Here is a 25,931-nt window from a genome sequence, read left to right as displayed (position 1 = left end):
TTTCCTGTCTGAAGCCGCTGCTGCGCGGCTATTCTGCCGGCACCGGCTCAGGCTGCAGCCGCGCCCCGGTGGGCAGCCCCCACGGGTTGAGGCCGGCCGTGCCAGGCAGCACCGCCAGCAGCACGCAGGCCGGCACGTTCACGACGGGCACCAGCAGGGCCAGCGCGTACCAGCCGCTCAGATACAGATCGTGGAGGCGGCGCACCGAAAACAGCGCCGCCAGGGCCGTGCTGACGGCCAGCACCAGCCCGGCCAGCAGCACCTGATACCAGACCTGCGGCGCCGGCAGGAAGCTGGCCGGCAACAACGGCACCAGGGCCAGCAGCAGCCGCAGCATATAGTCGGAGCGGCCCAGGCGGCCCTGCAGAAAGTTGTACTGTTTCATAGTGATTTATGGAATGATATAGCGGGTCGCTACCTCCGGCAGCACTGGTGGCGGCCGTTCCCAAAATCCGGGCCAAAGCCGGCGCACTTGCCTGATTTTTCAACGTTTAGGCACCAGGGGCGTATGATAAAGGACGCTTCACCCTGATTTGTATGCTCATACCTCAACTTATTTTCTTGGATAAACTGCGCAATAAGACCACCCCCGACACCCCGCTGGGCAAACCGAAACGCCCCCTGAAACGCCGGCCGCGCCGCACGGCCGCCGCCGCCCGCCGCTGGTTCCGGCACCACCTGTTCAGCGCCATGTATCTGGCGCTGGGGGTGCTGTCGGCCGCATTCGGCCTTAAGGCCTTTCTGCTGCCCAACGACTTCATCGACGGCGGCGTGACGGGCATTTCGCTGCTGGTGCGCCAGCTCACTGGCCTGCCTTTGTCGTTGCTGATTATCGTCATCAACGCGCCGTTCATCATTATGGCCTACTTCCAGATGGACCGCACATTGGCCTTCAAGTCGCTGTGCGCCATCCTGGCCCTGGCCGCAGTGCTGCTGGTAGTATCGTTTCCCACCCTGACGCAGGATAAGCTGCTGATTTCCGTGTTTGGAGGCTTCTTCCTCGGGGCGGGCATCGGGCTGGCTATGCGCGGCGGCGGCGTGCTCGACGGCACCGAAATCCTGGCCGTGTTCCTGAGCAAGAAAACCAGCCTCACCGTCGGCGACATTATCCTGCTTTTCAACATTGGCATCTTCGCCGTGGCGGCCTATGTGCTATCCATCGAAACGGCGTTGTATTCCATTCTGGCCTATCTTTCGGCCGCCAAAACCATTGACTTCCTGATTGACGGCATCGAGGAATACACCGGCGTCACCATCATTTCGGGCCGCTCCGATGCCATCCGGCGCATGATTACCGAGAAACTGGGCCGCGGCGCCACCGTGTACATGGGCAAGCGCGGCTACGGCACCCACGGCGACCAGCCTAACCCCGTCGAAATCGTGTTTACCGTCGTCACCCGCTTGGAACTCTCGCGCCTCAAGGGCGAAATCGACCAGATTGACCGGCAGGCCTTCATTGTCATGCACAGCGTGAAAGACACCAAGGGCGGCATGATCAAGAAGCGGCCTTTGCACTAGAAACAGTACTGAACGTCATGCAGAGGCGCAGCCGAAGCATCTCGCCAGCGTGGTAAAGCCGTTATGTTGAGCTGCTACGTTTGGCAAAACGGACTTTTACCTCAGCGTTTCACGCCTACCTTTGCCGCATGGCCGCACCGCTCCTCCTGCAAGACCTTTATATCTACCCCGTCAAGTCGCTGGGCGGCATTCGGGTCACCCAGGCCGAAGTGACGCCCCGCGGCCTGCGCCACGACCGGCGCTGGCTGCTGGTTGATGCCCAGAACCAGTTCATGACCCAGCGCCAGACGCCCGATATGGCCCTGCTGCGGGTGGCGCCGGCCTACAACGGCTTCTTGCTCACGCACGCCCAACGGCCCGATTTACTGCCGCTGTACGTGCCCTTCGAGGCCACGCCCGAGCGCACGCTGTTCGTGACCATCTGGGACGATATGGTGTTTGCCTGGCGCGGCACCCGCGCCGCCGACGAATGGGTGAGCGAGGCGCTGGGCCGCCCCTGCAAGCTGGTGTACATGTCGGATATGGTGCGCCGCGACGTGGAGCCCGAACATAACCCCGAAGGTCAGCTGGTGAGCTTCGCCGACGGCTACCCCTTTCTGCTCATCGGCCAGAGCGCCCTCGACGAGCTCAACGGCCGCCTCGCCGAGCCCGTGCCCATGGACCGGTTCCGGCCCAACCTCGTGTTCAGCGGCGGTGCCCCGTTCGAGGAAGATACCTGGGCCGAATTCCAGGTCGGCGACGTACCATTTCGGGCCGTGCGCGCCTGCGGCCGGTGCGTGCTCACCACCATCGACCAGCAGTCGGCCGAGAAAAATGCCGCAGGTGAGCCGCTGCGCACGCTGGCCACCTACCGCACCCAAGGCAGCAAGGTGATGTTCGGGCAAAATGTAACCGGCCGCGGCCGCGGCCTGCTCCGTGTGGGTTATGCGCTGCAGGTATCAAGCCTGAAATAAGCCAGCCAGCCTTATTGCCTGATTTGCTGCCACAGCCTTTTCGGGCAGCAACGGGGCAGCACAATGCCGTTCAGTTATCAGACTATTTTCAGCAGTTTGTACATATCCTTGAAATATGTACATTTGCTAATTCTTACGCTTTTTCTTGTGTTTTAAGAAGATCAGGCAGACTTGTTTCGCTACGTCGTCTGATTACAATACCGTCATAATACCCTCCCGCGCTACAATCTGCACTACCCGGCATGGCTGCATGCTGGCTGGCCTTCGGGCTGCACACCTGTTGTTTTCCCACTTACTCTTTCTCTATGACGCGTACGCTTGCCGGCCGGGTTGTCGTTCTGCTTCTGTTTTTTGCGGGTAGCTTTCCCCTGGCTGGCGTGGCCCAAACGCTTTCCAGCGCCCAGCTGCACGCCCCCTGGGACGAGCTGCTGCACCAGTACGTAACGCCCGAGGGGCTGGTGAACTACCAGGGCCTGCTGGAGCAGGAAGACCGGCTGCTCGACTACCTGCTGGCCCAGCGCAAAGTGTCGCCCGAAGCGGCTGGCTGGTCAGCTGCCGACCAGGAGGCCTACTGGATCAATATCTACAATGCCGCCACGGTGTACCTGGTGCTGCAGTATTACCCGCTCAGCAACGTCAACGATATTCGGCTGAAAGGCAAGGTGCATTCGTTGTGGGAAGCGCCCAGCGTGGAGGTAGGCGGCCAGCAGTACTCGCTCAATCAGATTGAGCGCGAAAAACTGACGGCGCGCTTCCACGACCCGCGCCTGCACTTTGCGCTGGTGCAGGGCGCGGTTTCGGGGCCGCAGTTGCTGCCCGAGGCCTACGACGGCGGACAGCTGCCGCAGCAGCTGGAGCGGCAAACCCGCCACTTCCTCAATGACCCCAGCCGCAATACCCTCGCGGGGCCCCAACTCCAGCTGTCCGGCCTGTTCAGTTTCTACGCTACCGAGTTCGGGAGCGGACCGCAGCTGCTGGAGTTCATCAACCGCTACGCCCACATGCCCGTGGCGGCCACCGCCCCGGTTGATTTCCTGCCCTTTAGCTGGGCCCTCAACGACCGACAGCCGCTGTCGACGACGCAGGCCTTGCGCAAATAGGCCACAAACCACGCCCGCGGAAGCATCTGAAAAGCCGGCCTGTCGTATCAGGGGTAGCTTTTCACTTATTTCTGCCCCATGGACCGAGCACTGGTGCTAGCGTTTCTGCGCGAGCTGGCCACCCACAACCACAAAGCCTGGATGGACGAGCACCGGGCCGACTACCAGCAGGCCCGCACCGAATTCATGGCCCTGCTCCGCACGCTGCTCGACGGCCTGCAGCAGTTCGAGCCCGAAACCCGCGGCCTCACGCCGGCCGAGGTGATGTACCGCCTGCACAAAAACGACCGTTCGCAGCGCGACCCCGAAACCTACAAGCGCCACATGAGCGCCGGCCTCAAGCCCGGCGGCCGCCACAGCCCCTGGGCCGGCTACTACGTGGTGCTGGAGCCGGGCGGCGAGTCGTACGTGGGGGCCGGGCGCTGGGAGCCCGAGCCGCAGCAGCTGGCCCGCCTCCGCCAGGAAATTCACTACAACGGCCCGGCGTTTCATGCTTTGCTCCAAGACCCCGAATTCAAGCGCCACTTCCCGGCCGGCCTCGACCCCAGCGACGCCCTCAAAACCGCCCCCAAAGGCTACGACCGGCTCGACCCCGATATTGAGTGGCTGCGCCTCAAGCGCTTCTTTGTGTGGCGCGCCATCCCCGATGCGGAGGTAATAAGCCCCGATTTTCCGGCCCGCGTACTGGAATCCTGGCGTGCCGCCCAGCCGTTCGTACGCTTCCTCAATGAAGCCATGAAGAGTTAGGGCTTGGGGCTTAGGGCTTAGGGTATAAGTGAAAGGCCCCGCCGGGTTACGGCGGGGCCTTTCACTTATACCCTAAGCCCTAGGCACCAAGCGCTGTTCCCTAAGCTCTAAAACAGCCCAAACAGGGTGCTGTTGATGCTTTCGATGATGACGCTCAGGTCTTCGGGGTTGTTGACGTAGTCGAGATTGTTGACGTCGATGATGAGCAGCTTGCCGTGCTTGTAGCTGCTGATCCACTCCTCGTAGTGCTCGTTGAGGTGCTTGAGGTAGTCGATCTTGATGTTGTTTTCGTAGTCGCGGTTGCGGCGCTCGATCTGCTGCACCAGCTTGGGCAGGTCGGCGCGCAGGTAGAGCAGCAGGTCCGGAGGGTCCACCATGCTCACCATCGACTCGAACAGCCCCAGGTAGTTGCGGTAGTCGCGCTCCGTCATCAGGCTGGACTGGTGCAGGTTGGCCGCGAAGATGTGGGCATCCTCGTAGATGGTGCGGTCCTGGATGACGCCCTTGCTGGCTGCCTGCAGCTTCTTGATCTGCTGGGTCTGGCGGAAGCGGCTGTTGAGGAAGTACACCTGCAGATGAAATGCCCAGCGCGGCATATCATCGTAAAAATCCTTCAGGTACGGATTGTGGTCGACGTCCTCCAGGAATACTTCCCAGTTGAAATGGTGGGCCAGCTTGTTGGCCAGCGTGGTTTTGCCGGCCCCAATGTTGCCGACGATGGCAATGTGCATACGTCTGATAGAAAAGGCGGCCAGCCGCCTTGGCCCGGCCCGAACCACAAAAGTACACAACCCGCCGCAAGTCGGAAGCAGATAGGTTCACGGCATGCGGGCCTTCGCCTACGTTTTCTCACCCGACATGCACAACCAACTGGCGGCGCTGGAATTCTTTACCCGCATCCGCCCGCACGTGGCCATCCGGCTTTTATACGATGCCGATTCCGCCTACGAGTGGCTGCTTACCTACCTGTAGCCTACCAGCCCAAACAGCAACAACCCCGGCACCGCACTGCCATAGTACGTTGCCGGGGTTGCGGTTACGAGGATCGGTGAGTGTTACTCGGCCATTACGCCTTTCACGTCGCGGGCCTTTTCCAAGGTGCGGAACTCGCCCTGCCACGAGCGGATGCGGACCCGCTCTTCCAGCGGCAGCTGCTCGCGTACCTGCTCGTAGCGGGCGTTCAGGCGGCCCAGCACGGCGGAGGCGTTGCTCCAGTCGGCGGCGGTCCACTGGCGGCGCTGGGTACGGGTGGCCTCAATGAAGCGGCTGTAGAGGTCGGGCAGCTCGGTGGCACGGGCCCGGCTGATGGACGCGTTTTCGCCCAGTAGCTTATTCTGGGACTGCTGCGCAGTTTCAGGGGTGCGGGCGGCGCGGTCAAGGCTGTCCTGGCGGGACTGCCACGAGCCGTAGCGCTTCTTCTGGATGTCGTATTCGCGCTTGCCTTCCACCGTGAGGCTGTCCACGGCCTTGTCGATGCGCTTGCTCTGACGGTCGAATTCCTCCGTAACGCGGGGCGTTTCGCGGGCAATATCGTCGGCCACGCGGGTTACGTTGTCGCTCACCCAGTCGGAGAAGATGCGCAGGTCGCGCTCCACGGCTGAGGCCGTGCTGCTGGCCGTAGTCCGGGTAGTGCTGGGGGTAGTTTTGGCAGCCGGAGCCTTGGTAGCCGGCGCTTTCGGGGCGGGCGTTTGCTGGGCCAGCGCGGCCGAAGCCGACAGGAACACAGCCGCTAGCAAGAGGGAAAGTGGTTTCATGAGGATGGGAAAAACGGGAGAATATCAGCAACGCTGACCAGCAGCGTAGCCGTATGCCACAACAGGCAACTTCTGGCCCAAAAACGAGTGGCCGACCGTTTTGGGTTCGGTTTTCCGTGAAATAATGCCGTTTTTGCGGCCTATGTCACGCGTTGAACCTACTTCTGCTACCATCCGGGCGGCCACTACGGCCGACATTCCTACCATCGTTGAGCTGGCTGAAGCCACCTGGGAACCCACCTACCGCTTCATCATCTCGAAAGAGCAGATCGACTACATGTACCGCGTGATTTACACGCCGGCCTCGCTGCAGCGCCAGATGACCGAGCAGGGCCACCAGTTTCTGCTGCTGCTGGATGCCGAGCAGCAGCCGGGCGGCTTCGCCTCCTATTCGGCCAAGGAGCTACCCGGCGCCTATCACCTCAACAAGATCTATATCCTGCCCTCAAACCAAGGCCAGGGCTTTGGGCAACTGCTGCTGGGCGCCGTGGAAACGGCGGTGCGGGCGGCAGGCGGCCACATTCTGGAGCTCAACGTAAACCGCCACAACCCCGCGCTGGCGTTCTACGAGCACGCCGGCTTTGTGCGGCACCGCGAGGAAGACACTGCCATCGGCCCCTACTGGATGAACGACTACGTAATGCGCAAGGAGCTGCTGTAGCACAGGCTTCAGCCTGCGTCGCCCTCCAGCTCAGCCCGATAACCCCGCTTTTTTTCTCAGTTTTTTTCCCGGCACAGGCTGAAGCCTATGCTACATTCCTTTTCTCTATGGCAACCACCAAACTCACCGTCCTCAGCAATGGCTCCCTCCGCGTGGAGGGCACCGATTTCGAACTCGTAGACGCCCAGGGCCAGCCATACGGCCTGGCCGGCCGGGAGCGGATCAGCATCTGCCGCTGCGGCCTCTCCGCCAACAAGCCCTTCTGCGACGGTTCGCACAAAGGCCACTTCGAGCACGACGCCAAGGCCTTCGACCTGCCCGCGCCGAAAGTATAGCCGGTAGTAGCGCGAACTTTGTAGTTCGCGTCCTCGCGCCGCTGTAATCGTTCAGGGTCACGAACTGCAAAGTTCGCGCTACTTGACGATACCAGACGCAAAACCGGCCCCGCTCCTGCTAAAGGAACGGGGCCGGTTTTGTGTTAAACTGACTTGCCGCTTAGAACAGCGAGTTCACGAAGTCCACGTATTCCTGGCGGGCTTCGTCCTGGCTTTTGCCGCGCACGCCGGCCCAGGCGTCGTATTTGGCAATGGCTTTGAAATCGAAGCCGCCCGGCCGGTCGCCGGAAACGTCGCCTTCGCTGCCTTGCTTGTAAAGGGCGTAGAGCTTGAGTAGGGTTGAGTTGTCGGGCTTGGCGGGCAGCTCTTTGCTGCGGGCGGCGGCGGCTTCAAATTCTTCGGGAGTGGCCATAAGTTGGAGGGATGAAGTGGTGGAATGGTGGGTTTGGCGCCGCAAAGTGCCGAACCGGTGGCAAAAGATACGGATTGCCGGAAAAATAGGCGGCATGCAGCGTTTTTTCTTCGTGTATCTTTCTAGCCTTCTCTCCCACCCTCCTTTTGCTCTGCGCTTATGCTGAAAAAACTACTCCCCGGCCTGCTGGCTGCCACCCTGCTGCTGCCTGCTACCGCCCTGGCCCAGCGCACCTACCTGCACTGCGGCCGCCTGCTGGACATGCGGTCCAACGGCCGCGCCCAGACCGAAATGACGCTGGTAGTGGAAAAAGGCCTGGTGCTGGCTGTGGAACGCGGCTACACCACGCCCCCCAGCGCCACCGATAAAGTCATCGACCTGAAAAACCGCACCGTGCTGCCGGGTCTCATCGACTGCCACGTGCACCTGGAAAGTGAAACCAGCAAAGACCAGTACCTCAAGGAATTCACCCAGAACCCGGCCGACGTGGCCTTCGGCACCCTCGACCACGCCCGCGTGACGCTGCTTTCGGGCTTTACTACGGTGCGCGACCTGGGCGGCTCGGGCGTGAACATTGCCCTGCGCAACGCCATCAACCGGGGGCAGGTGGTGGGGCCGCGCATCTTCACGGCGGGCAAGGCCATATCGGGCACCGGCGGCCACATGGACCCCACCAACGGCTACCGCCTCGACCTGATGGGCATACCCGGCCCCACCGACGGCGTGGCCAACGGCCCTGAGCAGGGCCGGCAGGCCGTGCGCGAGCAGTACAAGCGCGGCGCCGACCTCATCAAGATTGCCAGCACCGGCGGCGTGCTGAGCGTGGCCAAAGACGGCAGCAGCGCCCAGATGACGGAAGAGGAAATCCGCACCATCGTGCAGACGGCCCGCGACCTGGGCCTGAACGTGGCCTGCCACGCCCACGGCGCCGAGGGCATGAAGCGCGCCATCCGGGCCGGCGTGACCAGCATCGAGCACGGCACGCTCATGGACGACGAAACCATGCAGCTGATGAAGAAATACGGCACCTGGTACGTGCCCACCATCACGGCCGGCAAGTCGGTGGCCGACTCGGCCAAAATCCCGAACTACTACCCGGCCCTCGTGACGCCCAAGGCGCTGGCCATCGGGCCCAAGCTGCAAGGCACGTTTGGGCGGGCCTACAAGGCCGGGGTGAAGATTGCCTTCGGGACGGATGCGGCCGTGTTCCGGCACGGCGTGAATGCGCTGGAGTTCCGCTACATGGTGGAGGCCGGCATGCCGCCGCTGGAGGCCCTGCGCAGCGCCACGGTATCAGCGGCGGAGCTGCTGGGCCAGACGAGCAGCCTGGGCACGCTGGAGCCCGGCAAGCTAGCCGACGTGGTGGCCGTGGACGGCGACCCGGTGCAGGATATCAACGCCATGCAGCGCGTGCGGTTTGTGATGAAGCAGGGTGTGGTGTACCGCAGCGAGTAATTTTTCTACCGCCGAGTAGCTGGCAAAACGCGAAAAATTGGCCCACACCTCCGTTTTCCACCAGCCTTGATTTGCGGATGGCTGGGCTTATCCTGCCGATTTTTGAGCAATTTGCCGGCTCATGCCTATCGGCCAGCTTTTGTCGTAATGCCTCTTCGCAAGTCTCTTTCCTTTTGGGTGCTGCTGGTTTGCTCCGCCTCTATCCTGCTGACTTCCTTCTGGTATTACCCGCGCTGGAACAAGCCCCAGACCGAGGCCCTGATCAGCTGGGACGCGTCGGGGTACTACATGTATCTGCCGGCTACGTTTATCTACCACGACCTGAAGAAGCTGGATTTCCTGCCGGCCATCACCCAGAAATACTCGCCCGACCCCTACCAGAACCAGGCCTACCTGGACTCGACCAGCGGCAACCAGGTGATGAAGTATCCGGCGGGGCTGGCCGTGCAAAGCCTACCCTTTTTTGCGGCCGGCCACCTGGCCGCCAAGACGCTGGGCTACCCGGCCGACGGGTTTTCGGCGCCGTATCAGCTCAGTTTGCAGCTAGGCGCGGAACTGGTGGCTATTCTGGGCTTTGTGCTGGTGTGGTATGCGCTGCGGCGGCGGTTCAGTGAGGAAGCCACGGCCCTGACGCTGGTAGTGCTGGCCCTGGGCTCCAACTACCTCAACTACGCCGCCATCGACTCGGCCATGACGCATAACTGGCTGTTTACGCTGTATGCGGGCCTGATTCTGCTCACCCAGGCATTCTACAAGCGGCCCACGCTGGGCCGGGCCCTGGCCATCGGCGCGGTGTGCGGCCTGATGGCCCTGACCCGCCCAACCGAAGTGCTGGCGTCGCTGATTCCCATTCTGTGGGGGTTGCGGCCCGACCGGCAGGTGTTGGCGGCCCGGCTGGCGTTCTGGCTTCGGCACCTGCCGCATCTGCTGCTGGCCGGCCTGGCTGGCGCGGCCATCGGCAGCATCCAGCCGCTCTACTGGCACTACGTTACGGGGCGCTGGCTGGTGTATAGCTACGGCGACCAAAGCTTCAGCTGGCTGCGGCCCCACCTCTACGACGGTATCTTCAGCTTCCGCAGCGGCTGGCTGACCTACTCGCCGCTGATGGCCGTGGCCCTGTTGGGCTTCGGGGCGCTGTGGCGGCGCTACCCGGAGGTTTTCTGGGCCATGCTGATTTACTCGGTGCTGTTCATCTACGTCACGTTTGCCTGGGACATCTGGTGGTATGGCGGCTCGTTGGGGCAGCGGGCCATGGTGCAGAGCTACCCCGTGCTGGCCTGGCCCATGGCCGCGGCCATGAGCTGGCTGCTCGCCCAGCGGGTGCGCGTGGCTGCCTTTGCCGTGCTGCTGCTGCTTGGCATCTACTACAACCTCTGGATGACGCACCAGGCCCACGGCGGCTCCGGCCTGATTGCGGCCGGCGACATGACCCGGTCGTTTTTCTGGCAGGTGGTGGGCCGCAACGCCGTGCCGGTTTCCACCTTCTGGCTCCTCGACAACCCCGACCAGCTGGTGAATGACTCCGACCGCAAAAACGTGCGGGAGCTGTGGCACACGGATTTCGAGCAGGACACCACGGCCGGCTGCGGCACGCCGGCGCTGCAGGGCCGCTGCTCGCTGGCCCTCGACCAAACCCACCAGTCCAGCCCCGATTACCGCATCAATATCTTCCAGAACGACGTGCAGTGGGTGCGGGTGCGCGCCCGCGCCAAATGCGTGCAGAAGGAATGGGACACCTGGAAAATGACCCAGTTGGTGGTCAGCTACCGGCAGGGCGACGACAAGGTGAAGGAAGGCTTTATCAGGCTGCAGCGCGTAGTCGGCCAAGACTGGCCCGCCGAGGTCTACCTCGACCTGCAGGCCCCGCGCAACCAGTCCTACGACAACATCCGGGTGGCCTTCTGGAACGCCGACGGCCCCCAGCGCATCCTCATCGACGAAGTGCGGGTAGAGGCGTTTGAGCGGTGACAGGTGACAGGTGACATGTGACAAAATAAGAACGTCATTCCGAGCAGAGCGAGGAATCTCGCCAGCGTGGTAACTCGGGTCGTCCCTACGTCAGCACGCGAGATTCCTCGCTCTGCTCGGAATGACGTTCTTCATTAACCCGTTACCCCGTTACCTCATCACCAAAAACTACTCCTTCTTCGCCTTCGTCAGCATGAGCTTGAGATTGAGGCGCACGATGTCGCCCATGGAGCGGCAGCGGCGGAACTGGTCGGTGTGGTGGTGCAGGCCCAGCTGCTCCTTGAGTTGCTCCACCTTCTCCGGCGGCGACACCTCGTCGCGGCGGAGGCAGTCGATGAGGTCTTTGAGGCGGTAGCGCTCCGAACGGGCCCGGCGGGCCATTAGGGCGCGTTCCTCGGTCTGGTACTGGCGGGTGGTTTCGGCGTTGAGCAGGCGGCTGCAAAGCTGCACCACGGCCCGGTTGTCCTTGAAATACTGAGGCAGGTACATGGTCTTTTTGCCCTCGTAGCACTGCTGGTCAAAGTCGATGGCTCGCACGCGGTACTGCTCATCTTCGAAGTCGGGCGTCACGTCGATGACGTAATTGTAGGCCCGCATATCGCCCAGCAGCCGCGCAAAGCACCGCTCGTTGAACTTCACAAACTCCTTGGCAATGCGCACCTGGTTGAGGTGCGGGGCCGCCAACCGGTCGCGGATGAAGTCGTCGCCGGGAATGCCCACAATATGCTCCTCGATGATGGTATCGCCGAAAACGAGGTAGTTGAGGCTGTTGGGCGAGAGCAGGTGCTCCAACTCCAGGCCGTACACACGCGAGGCGTCGGCGCGCTTCACGTAGAAGTAGTCGTAGTTGTCGTTGAGCTGGTTGACGATGCGCACCCGAAACGGGTTGGAGTTGCCAAAGCGGCAGTAATCCACCCGGTCGGCCAGCAGGTGCTCCGTAAAGCTCAGGTCGCCGGCCGTTTTCAGGATGGCGTACACCTCGGCCAAGCCGGTTCCCAGCTCGCGCAGGGTCTGGGGCTCGTAGAACACGGTTTCCCACATCGTGTCGCGGCCCTGGCGGTCGGCCAGCGGGTAGGAGCCGCTGCTGCGCGTGAGGTCCTGGTACGTGACGGGCAGCGTGGCTTCGCGGTCGTAGTGCTGCAGGTAGGTTCGGAGCGGCTCCTGAATGGCGTAGGTGATTTTCTTTTTGGTGATAAGCGTCACGGGCGGGCAGAGCTGGAACGGTGGGACGGAAGGCGCGGCGGCTTCAACTGGAAACAGCACAAATTCAGGGGCTTTGCCGGCGGCGGCCCGGCAAGGTATTGTGTTTTGGGAACGTGAGTTTTGCTTATACGCAGAACCAGCACGCAAACACTCACTGAGTTACGACTTCCCGGTGTCAATCCGCTAACTTCGCTGCGGTCCACCTCACGGCCCTGCCCTTCCGCTATGAAAAAACAGTTTCTCCTTTTGTTGTGCCTGGTGCTGTTGGTCCCGGTTACGTCGCCGGGCTGGGGCTTTTTTGCGCACCGCACCATTGCGCAGATTTCCGTGTATGCCCTGCCGGCCAGCATGCAGGCCTTTTATTTCCGGCATATGAAGGAAATTGTGCGCCTATCGACGTCCCCCGACGAGCGGCGCGACTCCGACCCCACGGAGGCCAGCAAGCACTTCATCGACCTCGACCACTTCGGCGACAACCCCTTCGGCGCCATGCCCAAGGCCTGGGAAAAAGCTGAGGCCAAATACACGGCCGACACCCTGCGCAAGTACGGCACCGTGCCCTGGACCATCATCGACGTGAAAGACCAGCTCACAACGGCCTTTAAGCAGCGCGACACCGTGGCCATTGTGCGGCTCTCGGCCGAGCTGTGCCACTACGTGGCCGACGCCTACGTGCCGCTGCACACCACCGAAAACTACGACGGTCAGCTTACCAACCAGGCCGGCATGCATTCGCTCTGGGAAAGCAAGCTGCCCGAGCGCCACATTGCCGAGTACAAGCTGGATTCGGAGTCGGCCAAATACGTGAAGGAGCCGCTCAACGACGTCTGGAAGGTGCTGCAGGAGTCGTACGGCTTCCTGGGCGAAACCTTCGACCGGGAAGAGAAGGTGACCCGGCAGTTTACACCCGAAACCAAGTACAGCTTCTCGCATAAGTTCGGCAAGACCCGCCGCTTCTACTCCGATGCCTTTGCCGATGCCTACCACAAGGAAGTGGGCGGCATGGTGGCTTTCCGCCTGAAGCTGGCCCCCACGTTCATCTCGTCATTGTGGCTGACGGCGTGGAAGGATGGCGGCAGCCCCAACCTCAACGAGCTGATGGGCCGCAAGCCCGACAAAGCCGACAAAGACTCGCTGGACGCGCAGCTGAAAATCTGGAAAGACAACGGCCTAGTGCCCCAGCAAATGCTACTGGCCATGCAGAAGCAGGCCGTGGTGGTGCAGGCCGACCAGATCAACGCGGCCAAAGATATGGCGCCGCCGATGCTGGAAACCACTTCGCCGCCGGTAGCCCCCGCGCCGGCTGCCGCGCCCAAAGCCGCCACGGCCGCCACCCCGACGCCTGCCCCAGCGCCCGCCGGGAAGGGCCCGGAAAAGGTGAAGACCAAAACCAAGTCGGCGGACGGCGGCAGCACCAAAACCAAGGAAAAGGAGCCGAACCGCAAGAAGAAGGCCGCCCAGAAAGACGACGGCTGGGGCGCGCCGGCCGGTTCGGGCTGGTAGACTACCGGCGGCCCTGCTACCTTTGGCGTCGGCCAGGTTCCGTGCGGAGCCCGGCCGACGCCTTTGTTTTGTTTCCGCTGTCCGCCTTGCTTCCGGCTATGCTACACCTTCCTTTTTCGACCCCAAAAGGCACTTTGACGGGCATTTTGCTGCTGGCCGCAGCCAGCCTGACACTGCCGGCCTGCAACCGCCAGCAGCCCGTGGAAGAAACGGCGCCGCCGGTCGTCTCGAACGAGAAGCCCACGCCCGGCCCGGCCTTGCTGGCGCTGGCCGACAGCAGCGCGGCGGCCCTGCTGCTGCCCTACGGCCGGCAATATCCGGCCTCGGGCGTGGTGCTGCACACCCGCCACGGCGCCATCCGGGTGAAGCTCTACGACGATACGCCCATCCACAAAGCCAACTTCCTGCTGCTTTCGCGCCGGGGCGTGTTCGATGAAACCGTGTTCAACCGCATCGTGAAGGGCTTTGCCATCCAGGGCGGGCGCTCCGAGCACCGCACCATCCGGGTGAACCGCTACCGGCTGCCGCCCGAGTTCCGGCCCGCCCACTTCCACCGGCGCGGGGCCCTGGGCATGGCCCGCTACGACGACGAGCAGAACCCTGGCAAGCTCTCTTCCAGCACCGATTTCTACTTCGTGCAGGGCTCCACCATGACGCCCGCCCAAAGCCAGGCCATGGCCGGCCGGCCCCTCACGCCCGAGCAGCAGCGCGTGTACGCCACCATGGGCGGCGTGCCCTCGCTGGATGGCAAGTACACCGTGTTCGGCGAAATCACCGAGGGCCTGGACGTCGTCGATAAAATAGCCAACGAGCCCGTCGACGCCTACAAATGGCCCCTCAAGGACGTGGGCATCCGGGTGGAGATACTGCCATAAAGTGGTTTGCTGTTAATAAAGAACGTCATGCAGAGGCGCAGCCGAAGCACCTCGCTAGTGTGGTAGAATCAATTTACCATACTGGCGAGATGCTTCGGCTGCGCCTCTGCATGACGTTCTTTTTGGACTTAGCTACCTCACACGACAATCGCGCTACGGCCGGCGCACTTGTATCAGATGGCTTTTCGTGACGTCGCCGGGCTGGAGCTCAAGCAGCTCGCGCAGCTCGGCGCGGGTGTAGACGATGGTTTTGGGGGTGGGCTCGAAGGCCAGCTGGCGCAGGTCGGCGTCGGGGCTGGGCGAGTCCTGGCGGGCGGGGTGCAGGTACACGCTGTCGGGCGCTACCCGGAACAGGTGGTAGAAGTAGTAGCGCGGGGCCGGACTGCCCTGGGGCTGAAACTGCACCACGTACACGTCGCCTACCTGCGGGTCGGCCACCTGCTCCTGCACACTCTCAGAACCGGAACAGGCAGCCAGCAGCGGCAGCCACAACAGCAAACGAAACATCTTAAGCATGGCAGCAAGTTAGGCAAGTACACCAGATTCCGGGCGCTGGCCCCGGTCTGAGCGGCGCAGCCGCGGCGACCGGTGGCCCAAAACCGGGCCGGTCTCCAGACCGGCAATAGGCCCATGGCGGCGCGGGGCGGGATGGCTGCTGCGCATCCTCCGGTCGGAGACCGGGGCGGTTTGGCGGCCACCGGTCGCCGCGGCTGCGCCGCTCAGACCGGGTCAGTCGGGCCAGTTGCTGCCAAACACGAAAAAGGCGGCCCGCGCTGTGCGGGCCGCCTCTCAGCAATTCAACCATTGAGCAATTACGCCATTCAGCCTACCAGATTTTGGCGCGCTCGGTCTGCACACGCACCATCTTGGCGTCTTCCTTGCAGCCGAAGGCCTCGTAGAACTGGGGCATGTTCATGAGCGGGCCGTTGGTGCGGAACTGGGCCGGCGAGTGCGGGTCAGTCATCACCTGCTGGCGCAGGTACTCCGGCCGGGCGTTGGTGCGCCAGATCTGGGCGTAGGCCAGGAAGAAGCGCTGCTCGGGCGTCAGGCCGTCGTACTTGGGCCGCTCATTGGTGCCGTACTGCTTCTGCAGCTGCTTCTGCAGGGCGGTGTAGGCAATGTTGAGGCCGCCTAGGTCGGCGAGGTTTTCGCCCATGGTCAGCTTGCCGTTCACGTACACCGAGTCCAGCGGCGAGAAGGCATCGAACTGCTTGCCGACGATGGCAGCGCGGGCGTCGAACTTCTCGGCGTCTTCCTTGGTCCACCAGTCTTTCAGGTTGCCCTCGGCGTCGTACTGCCGGCCCTGGTCGTCGAAGCCGTGCGTGATTTCGTGGCCAATAACCGCGCCCATGCCGCCGTAGTTTACCGCGTCATCAGCCTTGGGGTCGAAGAACGGAGGCTGCATGATGCCGGCCGGAAACACGATTTCGTTCATGCTCGGGTTGTAGTAGGCATTCACCGTGGGCGGGGTCATGCCCCACTCCTTGCGGTCAATCGGCTTACCAAACTTCTTCACGTTGTCGTTGATGGCCCACTCGCGCGAGGCCAGCACGTTCTTCAGGTACGATTCCCGCGAGATGGTGAGGGCTGAATAGTCCTTCCACTGATCCGGATAGCCGATTTTCACGGTGAAGGCGTTCAGCTTCTTCATGGCTTCCACCTTGGTGGCGGGGCTCATCCATTCCAGCTGCTGAATGTGCTCGGCGAGGGCAGCTTTGATGTTGTCGACCATGGCCATGGCCTTCTGCTTGGCTTCGGGCGTGAAGGCCTTGTCTACGTAGAGCTGGCCGAACGCCTCGCCCAGCGCGCCGTCGGTGGAGCGCAGCATGCGCTTCCAGCGGGGCTGCTGCTTCTTGGCCCCGCTCAGTACCTGCGTGAACTTGAAGCTCTCATCGGCATACGCCTTAGGCAGCGCCGACGAAACCGACGTTACCAGGTGCCAGCGCATGTAGGTTTTGAGGTCGGCCAGCGGCTCGGCCTTCATCATTGCACTCACCTCCTTGAAGAAAGCCGGCTGGCCCACAATCACCTCCTTGGCCGCGCCCAGGCCCATCTGCTGGAGTACACCGGGCAGGTTCAGGTTCGGAAACTGCTGGTTGGCCGCCGCCACCGTCATCTTGTTGTAGTTGGCGTACGGGTCGCGCAGGTCTACGCGGCTCTTGCTGGCTTTGGCCATGCGCGTTTCCAGGCGCAGCACCGTGGCGGCGTTCTTGGCAGCCGTGGCGTCATTTTCGCCCAGCATCTTGAACGTGTTGACCAGATAGGTCATGTAGGCCGAGCGGATGCCTTTCGAGCGGGCATCGTCCTTGAGGTAGTAGTCCCGATCGGGCAGGCTTAGGCCGCCCTGATACAGGTTTACGGCGTACTGGGTGCTGATTTTGTCGTCCTGACCAACGTAGCCGTTGAAAAAGGCTCCGGTCTGGATTTTCTGGGCCCGTACCACGGCGCCCTGCAATCCTTTCAGGTCTTTGATGCCGTTGATGCGGTCCAGCTCCGGCTTGAGGAACTTGAGGCCGGCAGCCTCAATGGCCATCGAGTCCATGGCCGTGGCGTAGTAGTCGCCAACTTTCTGGGCGTTGGTGCCTTTGGCCGCCGAGGTGTTGGCCGAGGCTTCGTCCAGAATCTGCCGCATCACGGCGTTGTTCTTGTCGGCCAGCTCGTTGAAGGAGCCCCAGCGCGTTTCAGCAGCCGGAATCGGGTTGTTTTTCAGCCACGAGCCCGAAGCATACTGAAAGAAGTTGTCGCAGGGCGAAACCGACAGGTCGCGGTTGGCTACGTTCAGGCCGATGCCGGGCACGATGGGCGCTTCCGTAGGGGTGGATGCCGTGGTGGCCGGGGCGGTGGTAGCCGCCGTGGGCGCCGTGCCAGAGGCGCAGCCCGACAGGGCCAGGCCGGTGGCGGCCAGGGCTGCCAGGGTCAGCGTATTGCGGTTTTTCATGGGAATTTGATTGGTGGAAAGGCAGTTTGCAGGTACCAAAGTAAGCGGAAACTGCCAATTGGTGCGCCGCCCGCAATAGCACGCGGCAAAGAAGTGGTTGGTTTTGGCCGGGTTAGCCGCCTGTTTACCAGTCGTAGTACACGCGCCACGGTGGCAAATCGAGGTGATGCGAGAAGCGCTGGCCCAGCCAGTTTTCGCCCACGGCCGCCTCATCCCGCACCAGCAGCACCGGCCGCAGCCGTAGCAACGAATCCAGGCGGGCCGGCGGCATATCGATGGCACTCAGGTTGGTCTGGCGCCAGCGCGAATCCCGCTCGAACTGCGTTTCGCGCCGCAGGTAGTGGTTGCCGGCATAGAGTGAAATCGGCACGCGACCCTGCGCAAACGCCAGCGAAGGCAGCAGCTCATTATAGACCAGCACCGGCCGATCGGCGAGGCCGTGCTCCTGTAGCAGCGCCGCCACCGGCCGCGTCCCGTGGAATTTTGCTTCATTCTGCTGAAAAACGGGCTTGGCGGCCAACACCAGCGTAGCCGTGAAAACAGCCGCGACTGGCAGCAGCCGTATGGCCGAAGGCAGCTTTCGGCTGCGCCACGCACTCAGGGTTAACACAACCAGCCCAGCCAACGGCAGCAGGGCAGCGGCAGGCGCCAGCGTGAGTTGCAGAAGTTCAGCTACGGCGGGCAGCCCGGCCAGCGCCAGCAGCAGCAACACCCACAGCGTCACAAAGCCATGGTACCAGCGGTGGGCGGCGGTTTCGGGTAGCACGTGCAGGTAGTAGGCCGTGAGCAGCGCCACGCCCGGGAACATGGGCAGCACGTACAACAGCAGCTTGGACTGCGACAACGAGAAGAACACCAATGGCACCAGCACCCAGAACACCAGCACGTTGCGCCATATTTGCGGCAGCCTGGCCCAGCCCGTCCGGATGGCCTGCACAATGAACAGTGCAGCCCACGGCAGGCTGGTGGCGGGGGCCAGCACCAGGTAAAACCACCACGGCTTGGCCCGGTCAAAAGCCTCGGCGTGGGCAAACCTGTCGAGGGTATGCCCAATCACGAAGTAGCGCAGGAACGCCGGATTTTCGCGCAGCAGCAGCAGGTACCAGCTCAGCCCCACCAGTATAAACAGCCCGATGCCCAGCGCGTGATGCCTAGTGAAAGGTCGCGGCGCCTGCCCGCGCCGGAAGTAGTGCCCCACCACTGCCATCAGCGGCAGCACGAAGCCCACCGGACCTTTCGTGAGAAATGCCAGCCCCAGTGCCAGCCAGAACAGATACAGGCCCCACCAGCGTCCGTCGTGGTAGTGGCGCAGGATGCCGTAGGCGGCGGCCAGCTCCAGGGTGGCCAGGTAGGCATCGGTCGTGACGTTGAGGGCCGACACCAGCACCACTGGCAGCGTGCCGTAGATGATGGCCGCCGTGCGGGCCCGGGTCTGGTCGCCGCCAAAAAACAGCTTGCCCAGGCCGTATACCAGCAGCACCTGTGCCAGCACGGCCAGCACCGGCAGCAGGCGCACGCCCAGCGCCGTGGGGCCGGCCAGGGCCAGCCCGGCGGCCGTGAGCCAATACGTGAAGGGCGGCTTATGAAAATGCCCGATTCCCAGCAGCCGCGGGTGCAGCCAGTCGTGGCTGGCCAGCATTTCGCGCCCGATTTCGGCATATCGGGCCTCACTGCTTTCCAGCGGCCCCCAGGCGTTCAGGCCGGCTAACAGACTAACAGCCAGCAGCAATACAAAGCCCCACAGCCAGTAGCGGGAATACGGAAAAGTACCGGCAGGCGTAGGCAGGGGCTGACTCATTAAAATAAAATTAAAACAAAGAACGTGACATTGCGTCTATTCCTAGCCGAGGCACCGGCCAGCTACGGAAATAGCATCTACCCGCAATGGCGTGCGTTCTATCCGTTAGTTGCCGAACTTCCCGATCTTTGGCACATTCATTCTATCGCTGCTGCATGCGTACAGTACTGGTGACCGGCTCGGCTGGCTTTATTGGCTCACACCTTTGTGAGCGGCTCCTGGCCGATGGTCACCGCGTCGTGGGGGTCGATAATTTCGACCCATTTTACAGTCAGTCGATTAAAGAAGGTAATCTGGCGGCGCTGCGGCAGCACCCGCACTTTCGCTTCTGCCAGGCCGATTTGCGGCAGGGCGCGGCGGCGCTGCAGGCAGCACTGCCGGCCGGGTTTACGTACGAAGCCGTGGTTCACTTAGCGGCTAAGGCCGGGGTAGGCCCCTCGCTGCGCGAGCCGGCCGCCTACATGGAAAACAACGTGCTGGGCACCACCCACCTGCTGGAATGGATGCGGCAGCAGGAGGTCAAGACGCTGGTGTTTGCGTCGTCGTCGTCGGTGTATGGCAACACGCCCCGCACGCCGTTCCGGGAGGACGAGTCGCTACTGGCGCGCAGCATCTCGCCCTACGCCGCCAGCAAGCTGGCCGGCGAGGCCCTCACCTTCACCTATCATCATCTGTATCAGCTGAGCGTGCTGAATGCGCGCTTTTTCACGGTGTATGGCCCGCGCCAGCGCCCCGATCTGGCCATCCATAAGTTTGCGCGCCTGCTGCGGGCCGGCCAGCCCATTCCGGTGTACGGCGACGGCAGTATGGCCCGCGACTACACCTTCGTGGCCGACACCGTGGACGGCATCGTGCGCGGCCTGGAGTACCTGCTGGCCCACCCCGGCGCCTACGAAACCGTGAACCTGGGCAACAGCCAGCCCGTGCCGCTGCTGGAGCTGGTGGCCGCCATCGGGCTGGCCGTGGGCGTGGCGCCGGTGCTGCAGTTCCAGCCCGCTCAGGCCGGCGACGTCGACATCACCTACGCCGACAACGAGAAGGCCGCGCGCCTGCTGGGCTACCAGCCCCGCACCACCCTGGCCGAGGGCTTGCGCCAGTTTGTTGGCTGGCTTGACACGCAGGTGGCCCCGGCTGAACCGGCTACCTTAGCGCCAGCCGGGCAGGCTCCGGTTGCCCTCACTCCCCGTTCGTAGTTCCTGATGCCCACTGGTTTGTTTGCTGATTTCGAGAGCCCGCGGCTGCGCGTGGCTTTGGTGGCGCTGGTGTGCGCCTTTTCTTTTTTTGTGCACCTGGGCCAGGCCGAGGTGAACCTGATGGAAGCCCGCAACTTCGTGGCCGCCCGCGAAATGGCCGCCGGTGGCTCCTGGCTCATCCCGACGATGAACGGCGCGCTGCGCCTGGCCAAGCCGCCACTGCCCACCTGGGCCGTGGCTGGCGTCATCAAGCTCACGCAGCAGCCCGCCAACCCCGCGCTGCTGCGGCTGCCAGCGGCCGTTATGTCCACGCTGCTCGTGTTTTTCTTCTGGGGCTTGCTCCGCGAGCTGACCCGGCAGCTGCCCGGCGAAACCGAGGCCCCGGGCCGCACCGCCTGGCTAGGGGCGCTGGTGCTGGCCAGCAGCCTGCTCATGATTACGGTCGGGCGCGAGGGCCACTGGGACATTTTCGCCAACAGCCTGATGGTGGGCACGCTCTGGGCGCTGGCCCGGGCCTGGAATACGGCCAAAGGCAGCGGCTGGTGGTTTGCGCTCAGCGGGCTACTGCTGGGCGGCGCCATCCTCAGCAAAGGCCCCGTAACGCCCTACGCCATGCTGCTGCCGTTTCTGGTGGCCTTCGGCGTGCCGCGCCTGAACCCGGAGCGCGGCTCGCTCACGCCCGCCCGGCAGCGCGGCCTGCTGCTGCTGGCGGCGCTGGGGCTACTGGTGGGCCTGGCCTGGCCGGCCTACCTCGCCATTCAGGACACGGTGGCGCCGGCTGCGCTGGCCGTGGCCCGGCTGGAGGCTACCTCGTGGGTGGAGCGCCACTCCCGCCCGTTCTGGGACTACTGGAACTTCGCGGTGTTTGCCGGTATTTGGGCGCCGGTGGCGGTGGCAGTGCTGGCCGTGCGGTTTGCGCGGCCCCGCGCCGGCCGCTACGTGCCCTACACTACGGCGCTGGCCTGGCTGCTGCTCTCGTTGCTGCTGCTGAGCCTCGTGCCTGAGAAAAAGGAGCGCTATATGCTGCCCCTGATGCCGCCGCTGGCCATCCTGATGGCCGGGCTGCTGCGCCACTTCGAAACCGCCCTGCGCCAGCAACCTACGCTGCAGCCCGAAACCCGGCTGCTCCGCATCTGGGCCGGCCTGCTGGCGCTGCTGTTTGCACTGGTGCCGGTGGCTATGGCCGTGGCTAACCTGCCGGGCTTTGGCATTAGCTCGTCACCGTTCGGCTGCGCGCTAGTGTTGTTCTGGGGGCTGGCCGTAGTGCTGGGCCGCGCACTGCGCCACGTGGTGCGGCCCGCCTTCGTGACGGGCGTGGCGCTGACGGCCATGGCGGTGCTGGTGTCCCTGATCCTGCCGGCGCATGCAGTGTGGTCGGAGCGCAAGGCCGAGCCGGGCCTGCGCCGCGCCGATGCCCTGCAGCGCAACCCGGCGCTGGCCCGCCTGCCCTGGTACACGCTGGAAGAGCTGCACATGAAGGAAGTGTGGCGGGCCGGCCGCGCCGCCCCCTCCTGGCCCCGCAGCGCCGATTCGGTGCTGCTGCGCCCAACCCGCCCGATAGCCGTGCTCACCGGCTCGAAAATAGCCCGGCAACTGCCCCCCGCATGGCGCGACCAAATGCGCCTGCGCGTCGTCGACAGCTTCTACCTCGACCGCAACCGCAAGGGCGGCTTCTGGCACGTCACCATCGTGGAGCCGAAATAAGTTATCAGTTGCTGGTTGTCAGTTGCTGGTTGTCAGTTGTCAGTACCGTTTTTCAACTTACAACAAGCAATAGATAACTACAGTGTAGCCACGTAACGGCGGCAGGCACGTAACATGTGTTTGCTACTAACAACTGACAACCAACACCTAACAACTATATAAACTAACTATCCCTGCTGCTCCCGGCGCAGCAGCACGATGTTGCGGGCGTAGACCACGGTACCGAAGATGTTGCCCACAATCAGGACTACATCGACGGGGCGGCGCAGGATGGCGTAGGTCAGGATCATCACCGAGCCCACGAAGCTCACCACCCAGAAGCTCAGTGGTAGAATCGACTCGCCTTTGCGCTCCGAGTACAGCCACTGGTACACGAACCGGAGCAGAAACACGGCCTGCCCTACTGCGCCCAGCAGCAGCACCCCGGCCGGAATACCGTGGCTGAGCATGGCCTGCAGGCCAAAATGCTGGTTGCCGACCGCAAACCACGCCAGCATGGCCAGCGGAAACACGTAGGCGCCCACCCGAAACGGCGCGCTCAGCTTGCGCCACTCGCCCAGCAGCTGCAGGTTGCGGATGTAGATGGCGTAGCTGACCAGCTGCGCCGCCAGAATCACGGGGTCCTGGCGCAGCATGCCGTAGATAATCATCAGAAACGATGAAATCAGGCTGATCTGCCAGAACAGCGTGGGCACCAGCACCCGCTTGGCCCGTTCGCTCTGCACCCATTGCAGCACAATGCGGCTGCTGAACAGCAGCTGCGAGGTAAGCCCGATGCCCAGCGCTACCTGCGTGGCACTAAGCATGCGCCTCGGGGCGGTGTTGCTCACCTATTTCGTAGTTTTTCCAGCGGCTCCGGATCCAGCGGAAGCCGAACGTGTCCACCAGCGGCTTCCAGGCGCGGTTCCAAAGATTGTATTTGGCCGTGCCGGCGAAGCGGGGGAAGTGGCGTACTGGCAACTGCTTCACGCGGCCGCCCTGCAGCTGCACCAGCGCCCCCAGAAAGCGGTGCATGCCGTGGAACAGCGGCAGCCGCCGGGCATACTCAATCTTCATGATTTTCAGCGGGCAGCCCGTGTCCTCGATGCCGTCGTTGATGAGCGTGCGGCGCACGGTGTTGGCAATTTTCGAGGACAGTTTCTTCACCACCGTATCCTGGCGCTTGGCCCGGATGCCGTTCACCATGTCGTATTCGGGCAGGAACTCGAAGAACTGCAGAAAATCCAGCGGCGTGGTCTGGATGTCGGAGTCGATGTAGCCGACCAGCGTGGTGCGGCAGTGGTCGACGCCGGCTTTGATGGCCGTGCTCAGGCCCCGGTTCTCGCTCAGGCTGATGAAGTGGTAGGCCGGGTTCTGGCGCGTAATGTCGCGCAGCAGCGCCAAAGAGCCGTCTTTGGAGCCATCGTTTACGAACAGCACGGTGGTGGGCACCGGCGTCTGGGCCAGAAATTTATCCATCTCTACCACAAACTGCGGCAGGCTTTCTTCTTCGTCGTACACCGGCACGAGCACGGTGAGGGTTTGCTGGGAAAGATACGTGGCAGCGGCGAGCGGTTGGGGCATAGATAATAGAGCAGACCAGAAAATCAGCAGCAAAGATACGTAACCCATACTGGCAGATCCGGCCCGAAGTTGCGGGCCTTGTGTCCCGCCATACAAGTACTTGACCGCTGCCGGAATTTGCGTAGGTTTAGCCCCATATTTCTACCTGTTAATTCCTATCCATATGCCTGCTTGCTACGTGCTGGCCCTGAGCGCCGCCGCCCTGCTGCCTGCGCCCGACACGACCATTGCTGCCACCCCACCCCGGCAGATTATCAAGCTGGGCATACAGGGTTTCGGGCCCGGTTTCTTTGCCCTGACCTACGAGCGGCAGCTGTCAAGCCAGTGGTCGGTGCTGGGCAGCGTGGGCTACCTGGGCTACTCGCGGCGCAGCGGCACCATCTTCTACGACTACGACGGCAGCATCATAGAGGACAACTACACGACACGGGAGCGATACTACAACACCAACGTGCAGCTGCGCCGCTACTTCCGGCGCCACACGATCCGGCCGCTGGCCGGCTGGTTTGCGGCCGCCAACCTGCACACCTACCTGCGCAACAGCAGGGAGCAGCATTCCCGCTACACCAACCTGAACTACAACCTCTCCCGCACCACCGCGCAGGTGCAGTTCCTGCTGGGCCGGCAGTCGTCGTTGGGCCGCCGCCTGACGCTCGACAGCTATCTGGGCGTGAACCTACGGCGGCGGCCGTCCGCTTCGACAAACCGCACGCAGGGTGTGTGGATTGAGGGCGGCGTGGGCCTGCAGGTGGGCTACCGGTTCCAGCCGCTGGCCCGCCGCTAGCGTTTGCGCTGGCGCCCGCGCTGGCATGGGCGGCGCGCAGGCCCTACCTTTACGGCCCATGCCACCGCTCTACAACCGCCGTTCCGAACCGGGTTTGCCCGCCCCTGCCGCGCCGCCCGTGGCTTTGCCGCTGGCCGAGCTGCTGCTGCGCGTGAAGCAGACCCTGACTGAGCGGTTTGCCGACTCCTACTGGGTGGTGGCCGAAATTGCCGACCTCACACTGCCGCGCTTTGCCGGCGCCCACTGCTACCTCACTCTCACCGACCAGCACCAGACCGGCCGCGGCGCCCAGCTCAAGGCCCAGGCCCGCGCCACCATCTGGAGCCAGCGCTACCAGCAGCTGGCTCCGGCCTTCGCCGAGCACACCGGTCAGGAGCTGCGCCCCGGCCTGAAAATTATGCTGCGGGTGCAGGTGAAGTTTCATGAGCAGTACGGCCTGAGCCTCGACGTGCTGGCCCTCGACCCCACCTACACTGTGGGCGAGCTGGCCCGGCAGCGCCTCGAAACCATTCGTAAGCTCGAAGAAAAAGGCCTGCTGGAGCGGCAGCGGGCGTTGCCGCTGGCTTTGGCCCCGCAGCGGCTGGCCATCATTTCGTCGCCGACGGCGGCGGGCTTCCAGGATTTCGTGCGCCAGCTGGAGGAGTCGGCATATGCGTTTTCGCTGGCCCTGTTTCCGGCCGCCATGCAGGGCGACGACGCGCCGGCCAGCATCCGGACCGCGCTGGATGCCATCCGGCCCCACCGCCAGCGGTTTGATGCGGTGGTTATCATTCGGGGTGGCGGCTCCAAAACCGATTTGCTGGCCTTCGACGACTACGGGCTGGCGGCCGCCATTGGCGCGTTTCCGCTGCCCGTGCTCACCGGCATCGGGCACGAGCGGGACGAGGCCGTGGTGGACATGGCCGCACACCTGGCCCTGAAAACGCCGACTGCCGTGGCCGCCTTCCTTTCCGAAAGGCTGGCCCGCCTCGATGCCGTGTTCGAGAGCTATGGCGCCCGGGTGCAGGAGCTGGCCCAACAGAGCCTCTATGCCGCCGCCGCCCACCTCGACCGCCTGGGCCGCCGCACCCACCAATCGGCGCAAGGCTGCCTGCAAGACCACCACACAGCCCTGCGCCAGCGCGTGCGCGCTACCGCGCCGCTGGCCCGGCAGCGCCTGCGGCAGCAGGAGGTGCTGCTGAGCCAGCAGCGGCAGGCCTTGCAGCGGGCCGCCCACCACGCGGCCGAAGACCAGCACCGCCACCTGCGCCGCCTGGGCCAGCTGCTGGCCCGGCGCTTCCGCTACCTGCACCGCCGCCGCCGCGAGCAGCTGCTCACGCGGCGCTTCCAACTGCAGCTGGCAGCTGAGCGCCTGCTCCACCGCGCCGAAATCCGGCTGCTGGAAATGACGAGGAAGTGATGGGGTGATGAAGTGATGAGGTCATCACTTCATCACCCCATCGCCCGCATCACCTCATAACCCTATCA

24 protein-coding genes are annotated in these 25,931 nt (G+C 63.4%); 14 read left to right on the top strand and 10 right to left on the bottom strand.

Going from position 1 to position 25,931, the window contains the following annotated elements:
• Window positions 1–28: 28 nt before the first annotated feature.
• On the bottom strand, window positions 29–385 hold the full coding sequence (locus O3303_RS00770; protein WP_269560162.1) for a DUF805 domain-containing protein: 357 nt from the start codon (window positions 383–385) through the stop codon (window positions 29–31).
• A 176-nt stretch (window positions 386–561) separates the two neighbouring features.
• Between O3303_RS00770 and O3303_RS00765 the strand changes: the two genes are divergently transcribed.
• From O3303_RS00765 to O3303_RS00750, 4 genes are all read left to right on the top strand, one after another.
• On the top strand, window positions 562–1,518 hold the full coding sequence (locus O3303_RS00765; protein WP_269560161.1) for a YitT family protein: 957 nt from the start codon (window positions 562–564) through the stop codon (window positions 1,516–1,518).
• A 128-nt stretch (window positions 1,519–1,646) separates the two neighbouring features.
• The gene (locus tag O3303_RS00760) at window positions 1,647–2,471 is read left to right on the top strand and encodes an MOSC domain-containing protein (RefSeq protein ID WP_269560160.1); all 825 of its coding nucleotides are present in this window, start codon (window positions 1,647–1,649) and stop codon (window positions 2,469–2,471) included.
• 305 nt (window positions 2,472–2,776) lie between these two features.
• Window positions 2,777–3,571 (top strand): DUF547 domain-containing protein, encoded by a 795-nt coding sequence (locus O3303_RS00755; RefSeq protein ID WP_269560159.1) that lies wholly within the window; start codon window positions 2,777–2,779, stop codon window positions 3,569–3,571.
• A gap of 78 nt (window positions 3,572–3,649) precedes the next feature.
• The gene (locus O3303_RS00750) at window positions 3,650–4,318 is read left to right on the top strand and encodes a DUF2461 domain-containing protein (protein WP_269560158.1); all 669 of its coding nucleotides are present in this window, start codon (window positions 3,650–3,652) and stop codon (window positions 4,316–4,318) included.
• 107 nt (window positions 4,319–4,425) lie between these two features.
• Here O3303_RS00750 and O3303_RS00745 read toward each other — a convergent pair whose 3' ends face one another.
• Together O3303_RS00745 and O3303_RS00740 are read right to left on the bottom strand one after the other, a co-directional pair.
• A complete protein-coding gene (locus O3303_RS00745) occupies window positions 4,426–5,049 on the bottom strand; it encodes a deoxynucleoside kinase (RefSeq protein ID WP_269560157.1) in 624 nt (207 codons plus the stop codon).
• A 324-nt stretch (window positions 5,050–5,373) separates the two neighbouring features.
• Window positions 5,374–6,072, bottom strand: coding sequence for a hypothetical protein (locus O3303_RS00740; RefSeq protein ID WP_269560156.1), 699 nt, complete (start codon window positions 6,070–6,072; stop codon window positions 5,374–5,376).
• A gap of 142 nt (window positions 6,073–6,214) precedes the next feature.
• Here O3303_RS00740 and O3303_RS00735 point away from each other — a divergent pair, with 142 nt between their 5' ends.
• Both O3303_RS00735 and O3303_RS00730 read left to right on the top strand, forming a co-directional pair.
• Window positions 6,215–6,733, top strand: coding sequence for a GNAT family N-acetyltransferase (locus O3303_RS00735; RefSeq protein WP_269560155.1), 519 nt, complete (start codon window positions 6,215–6,217; stop codon window positions 6,731–6,733).
• 107 nt (window positions 6,734–6,840) lie between these two features.
• Window positions 6,841–7,068, top strand: coding sequence for a CDGSH iron-sulfur domain-containing protein (locus O3303_RS00730; protein ID WP_269560154.1), 228 nt, complete (start codon window positions 6,841–6,843; stop codon window positions 7,066–7,068).
• Between the two features lie 160 nt (window positions 7,069–7,228).
• Here O3303_RS00730 and O3303_RS00725 read toward each other — a convergent pair whose 3' ends face one another.
• On the bottom strand, window positions 7,229–7,480 hold the full coding sequence (locus O3303_RS00725; protein WP_269560153.1) for an acyl-CoA-binding protein: 252 nt from the start codon (window positions 7,478–7,480) through the stop codon (window positions 7,229–7,231).
• Between the two features lie 159 nt (window positions 7,481–7,639).
• Here O3303_RS00725 and O3303_RS00720 point away from each other — a divergent pair, with 159 nt between their 5' ends.
• A complete protein-coding gene (locus O3303_RS00720) occupies window positions 7,640–8,935 on the top strand; it encodes an amidohydrolase family protein (RefSeq protein ID WP_269560152.1) in 1,296 nt (431 codons plus the stop codon).
• Between the two features lie 147 nt (window positions 8,936–9,082).
• Window positions 9,083–10,903, top strand: coding sequence for a glycosyltransferase family protein (locus O3303_RS00715; RefSeq protein WP_269560151.1), 1,821 nt, complete (start codon window positions 9,083–9,085; stop codon window positions 10,901–10,903).
• A gap of 168 nt (window positions 10,904–11,071) precedes the next feature.
• Here O3303_RS00715 and O3303_RS00710 read toward each other — a convergent pair whose 3' ends face one another.
• The gene (locus O3303_RS00710) at window positions 11,072–12,106 is read right to left on the bottom strand and encodes a hypothetical protein (RefSeq protein ID WP_269561938.1); all 1,035 of its coding nucleotides are present in this window, start codon (window positions 12,104–12,106) and stop codon (window positions 11,072–11,074) included.
• A 225-nt stretch (window positions 12,107–12,331) separates the two neighbouring features.
• Here O3303_RS00710 and O3303_RS00705 point away from each other — a divergent pair, with 225 nt between their 5' ends.
• Window positions 12,332–13,609, top strand: a complete 1,278-nt coding sequence (locus O3303_RS00705) for a zinc dependent phospholipase C family protein (protein ID WP_269560150.1) — start codon at window positions 12,332–12,334, stop codon at window positions 13,607–13,609.
• A gap of 98 nt (window positions 13,610–13,707) precedes the next feature.
• Window positions 13,708–14,484, top strand: a complete 777-nt coding sequence (locus tag O3303_RS00700) for a peptidylprolyl isomerase (RefSeq protein WP_269560149.1) — start codon at window positions 13,708–13,710, stop codon at window positions 14,482–14,484.
• A 153-nt stretch (window positions 14,485–14,637) separates the two neighbouring features.
• Here the strand turns inward: O3303_RS00700 and O3303_RS00695 are convergent, their stop codons facing one another.
• The 3 genes from O3303_RS00695 to O3303_RS00685 all read right to left on the bottom strand — a co-directional run bounded on the left by O3303_RS00695 (window position 14,638) and on the right by O3303_RS00685 (window position 19,220).
• Entirely contained in the window at window positions 14,638–15,000 is a 363-nt protein-coding gene (locus tag O3303_RS00695; RefSeq protein WP_269560148.1) for a hypothetical protein, read from the bottom strand.
• Between the two features lie 310 nt (window positions 15,001–15,310).
• The gene (locus tag O3303_RS00690) at window positions 15,311–17,422 is read right to left on the bottom strand and encodes a M13 family metallopeptidase (RefSeq protein ID WP_269560147.1); all 2,112 of its coding nucleotides are present in this window, start codon (window positions 17,420–17,422) and stop codon (window positions 15,311–15,313) included.
• A 124-nt stretch (window positions 17,423–17,546) separates the two neighbouring features.
• Window positions 17,547–19,220 (bottom strand): ArnT family glycosyltransferase, encoded by a 1,674-nt coding sequence (locus O3303_RS00685; protein WP_269560146.1) that lies wholly within the window; start codon window positions 19,218–19,220, stop codon window positions 17,547–17,549.
• A gap of 155 nt (window positions 19,221–19,375) precedes the next feature.
• Between O3303_RS00685 and O3303_RS00680 the strand changes: the two genes are divergently transcribed.
• Window positions 19,376–20,413, top strand: a complete 1,038-nt coding sequence (locus tag O3303_RS00680; protein ID WP_269560145.1) for a GDP-mannose 4,6-dehydratase — start codon at window positions 19,376–19,378, stop codon at window positions 20,411–20,413.
• Window positions 20,414–20,419: 6 nt separating this feature from the next.
• Entirely contained in the window at window positions 20,420–22,117 is a 1,698-nt protein-coding gene (locus O3303_RS00675; RefSeq protein WP_269560144.1) for an ArnT family glycosyltransferase, read from the top strand.
• 167 nt (window positions 22,118–22,284) lie between these two features.
• On the opposite strand, the gene O3303_RS00670 is transcribed toward O3303_RS00675, so the two are convergent.
• Window positions 22,285–22,923, bottom strand: coding sequence for a lipid-A-disaccharide synthase N-terminal domain-containing protein (locus tag O3303_RS00670; protein WP_269560143.1), 639 nt, complete (start codon window positions 22,921–22,923; stop codon window positions 22,285–22,287).
• A complete protein-coding gene (locus O3303_RS00665; protein WP_269560142.1) occupies window positions 22,916–23,680 on the bottom strand; it encodes a glycosyltransferase in 765 nt (254 codons plus the stop codon). Before O3303_RS00665 ends, O3303_RS00670 begins: the two co-directional genes overlap by 8 nt.
• A gap of 163 nt (window positions 23,681–23,843) precedes the next feature.
• Here O3303_RS00665 and O3303_RS00660 point away from each other — a divergent pair, with 163 nt between their 5' ends.
• Together O3303_RS00660 and xseA are read left to right on the top strand one after the other, a co-directional pair.
• Window positions 23,844–24,464 (top strand): hypothetical protein, encoded by a 621-nt coding sequence (locus O3303_RS00660; protein WP_269560141.1) that lies wholly within the window; start codon window positions 23,844–23,846, stop codon window positions 24,462–24,464.
• A 58-nt stretch (window positions 24,465–24,522) separates the two neighbouring features.
• Window positions 24,523–25,863, top strand: a complete 1,341-nt coding sequence (gene xseA, locus O3303_RS00655) for an exodeoxyribonuclease VII large subunit (protein WP_269560140.1) — start codon at window positions 24,523–24,525, stop codon at window positions 25,861–25,863.
• Window positions 25,864–25,931 lie beyond the last annotated feature (68 nt).

The organism is Hymenobacter canadensis, assembly GCF_027359925.1.
GTDB lineage: Bacteria > Bacteroidota > Bacteroidia > Cytophagales > Hymenobacteraceae > Hymenobacter > Hymenobacter canadensis.
Note: the sequence above shows the minus strand (reverse complement) of the source record. Positions and strands in the feature narration are given on the sequence as shown.

Excerpts from the sequence above, each read along its gene's own strand:
- O3303_RS00770 (WP_269560162.1), bottom strand. The coding sequence starts at position 385 with ATGAAACAGTACAACTTTCTGCAGGGCCGCCTGGGCCGCTCCGACTAT.
- O3303_RS00760 (WP_269560160.1), top strand. The coding sequence starts at position 1,647 with ATGGCCGCACCGCTCCTCCTGCAAGACCTTTATATCTACCCCGTCAAG.
- O3303_RS00755 (WP_269560159.1), top strand. The coding sequence starts at position 2,777 with ATGACGCGTACGCTTGCCGGCCGGGTTGTCGTTCTGCTTCTGTTTTTT.
- O3303_RS00750 (WP_269560158.1), top strand. The coding sequence starts at position 3,650 with ATGGACCGAGCACTGGTGCTAGCGTTTCTGCGCGAGCTGGCCACCCAC.
- O3303_RS00745 (WP_269560157.1), bottom strand. The coding sequence starts at position 5,049 with ATGCACATTGCCATCGTCGGCAACATTGGGGCCGGCAAAACCACGCTG.
- O3303_RS00740 (WP_269560156.1), bottom strand. The coding sequence starts at position 6,072 with ATGAAACCACTTTCCCTCTTGCTAGCGGCTGTGTTCCTGTCGGCTTCG.
- O3303_RS00735 (WP_269560155.1), top strand. The coding sequence starts at position 6,215 with ATGTCACGCGTTGAACCTACTTCTGCTACCATCCGGGCGGCCACTACG.
- O3303_RS00730 (WP_269560154.1), top strand. The coding sequence starts at position 6,841 with ATGGCAACCACCAAACTCACCGTCCTCAGCAATGGCTCCCTCCGCGTG.
- O3303_RS00725 (WP_269560153.1), bottom strand. The coding sequence starts at position 7,480 with ATGGCCACTCCCGAAGAATTTGAAGCCGCCGCCGCCCGCAGCAAAGAG.
- O3303_RS00720 (WP_269560152.1), top strand. The coding sequence starts at position 7,640 with ATGCTGAAAAAACTACTCCCCGGCCTGCTGGCTGCCACCCTGCTGCTG.
- O3303_RS00715 (WP_269560151.1), top strand. The coding sequence starts at position 9,083 with ATGCCTCTTCGCAAGTCTCTTTCCTTTTGGGTGCTGCTGGTTTGCTCC.
- O3303_RS00705 (WP_269560150.1), top strand. The coding sequence starts at position 12,332 with ATGAAAAAACAGTTTCTCCTTTTGTTGTGCCTGGTGCTGTTGGTCCCG.
- O3303_RS00700 (WP_269560149.1), top strand. The coding sequence starts at position 13,708 with ATGCTACACCTTCCTTTTTCGACCCCAAAAGGCACTTTGACGGGCATT.
- O3303_RS00695 (WP_269560148.1), bottom strand. The coding sequence starts at position 15,000 with ATGCTTAAGATGTTTCGTTTGCTGTTGTGGCTGCCGCTGCTGGCTGCC.
- O3303_RS00690 (WP_269560147.1), bottom strand. The coding sequence starts at position 17,422 with ATGAAAAACCGCAATACGCTGACCCTGGCAGCCCTGGCCGCCACCGGC.
- O3303_RS00685 (WP_269560146.1), bottom strand. The coding sequence starts at position 19,220 with ATGAGTCAGCCCCTGCCTACGCCTGCCGGTACTTTTCCGTATTCCCGC.
- O3303_RS00680 (WP_269560145.1), top strand. The coding sequence starts at position 19,376 with ATGCGTACAGTACTGGTGACCGGCTCGGCTGGCTTTATTGGCTCACAC.
- O3303_RS00675 (WP_269560144.1), top strand. The coding sequence starts at position 20,420 with ATGCCCACTGGTTTGTTTGCTGATTTCGAGAGCCCGCGGCTGCGCGTG.
- O3303_RS00670 (WP_269560143.1), bottom strand. The coding sequence starts at position 22,923 with ATGCTTAGTGCCACGCAGGTAGCGCTGGGCATCGGGCTTACCTCGCAG.
- O3303_RS00665 (WP_269560142.1), bottom strand. The coding sequence starts at position 23,680 with ATGCCCCAACCGCTCGCCGCTGCCACGTATCTTTCCCAGCAAACCCTC.
- O3303_RS00660 (WP_269560141.1), top strand. The coding sequence starts at position 23,844 with ATGCCTGCTTGCTACGTGCTGGCCCTGAGCGCCGCCGCCCTGCTGCCT.
- xseA (WP_269560140.1), top strand. The coding sequence starts at position 24,523 with ATGCCACCGCTCTACAACCGCCGTTCCGAACCGGGTTTGCCCGCCCCT.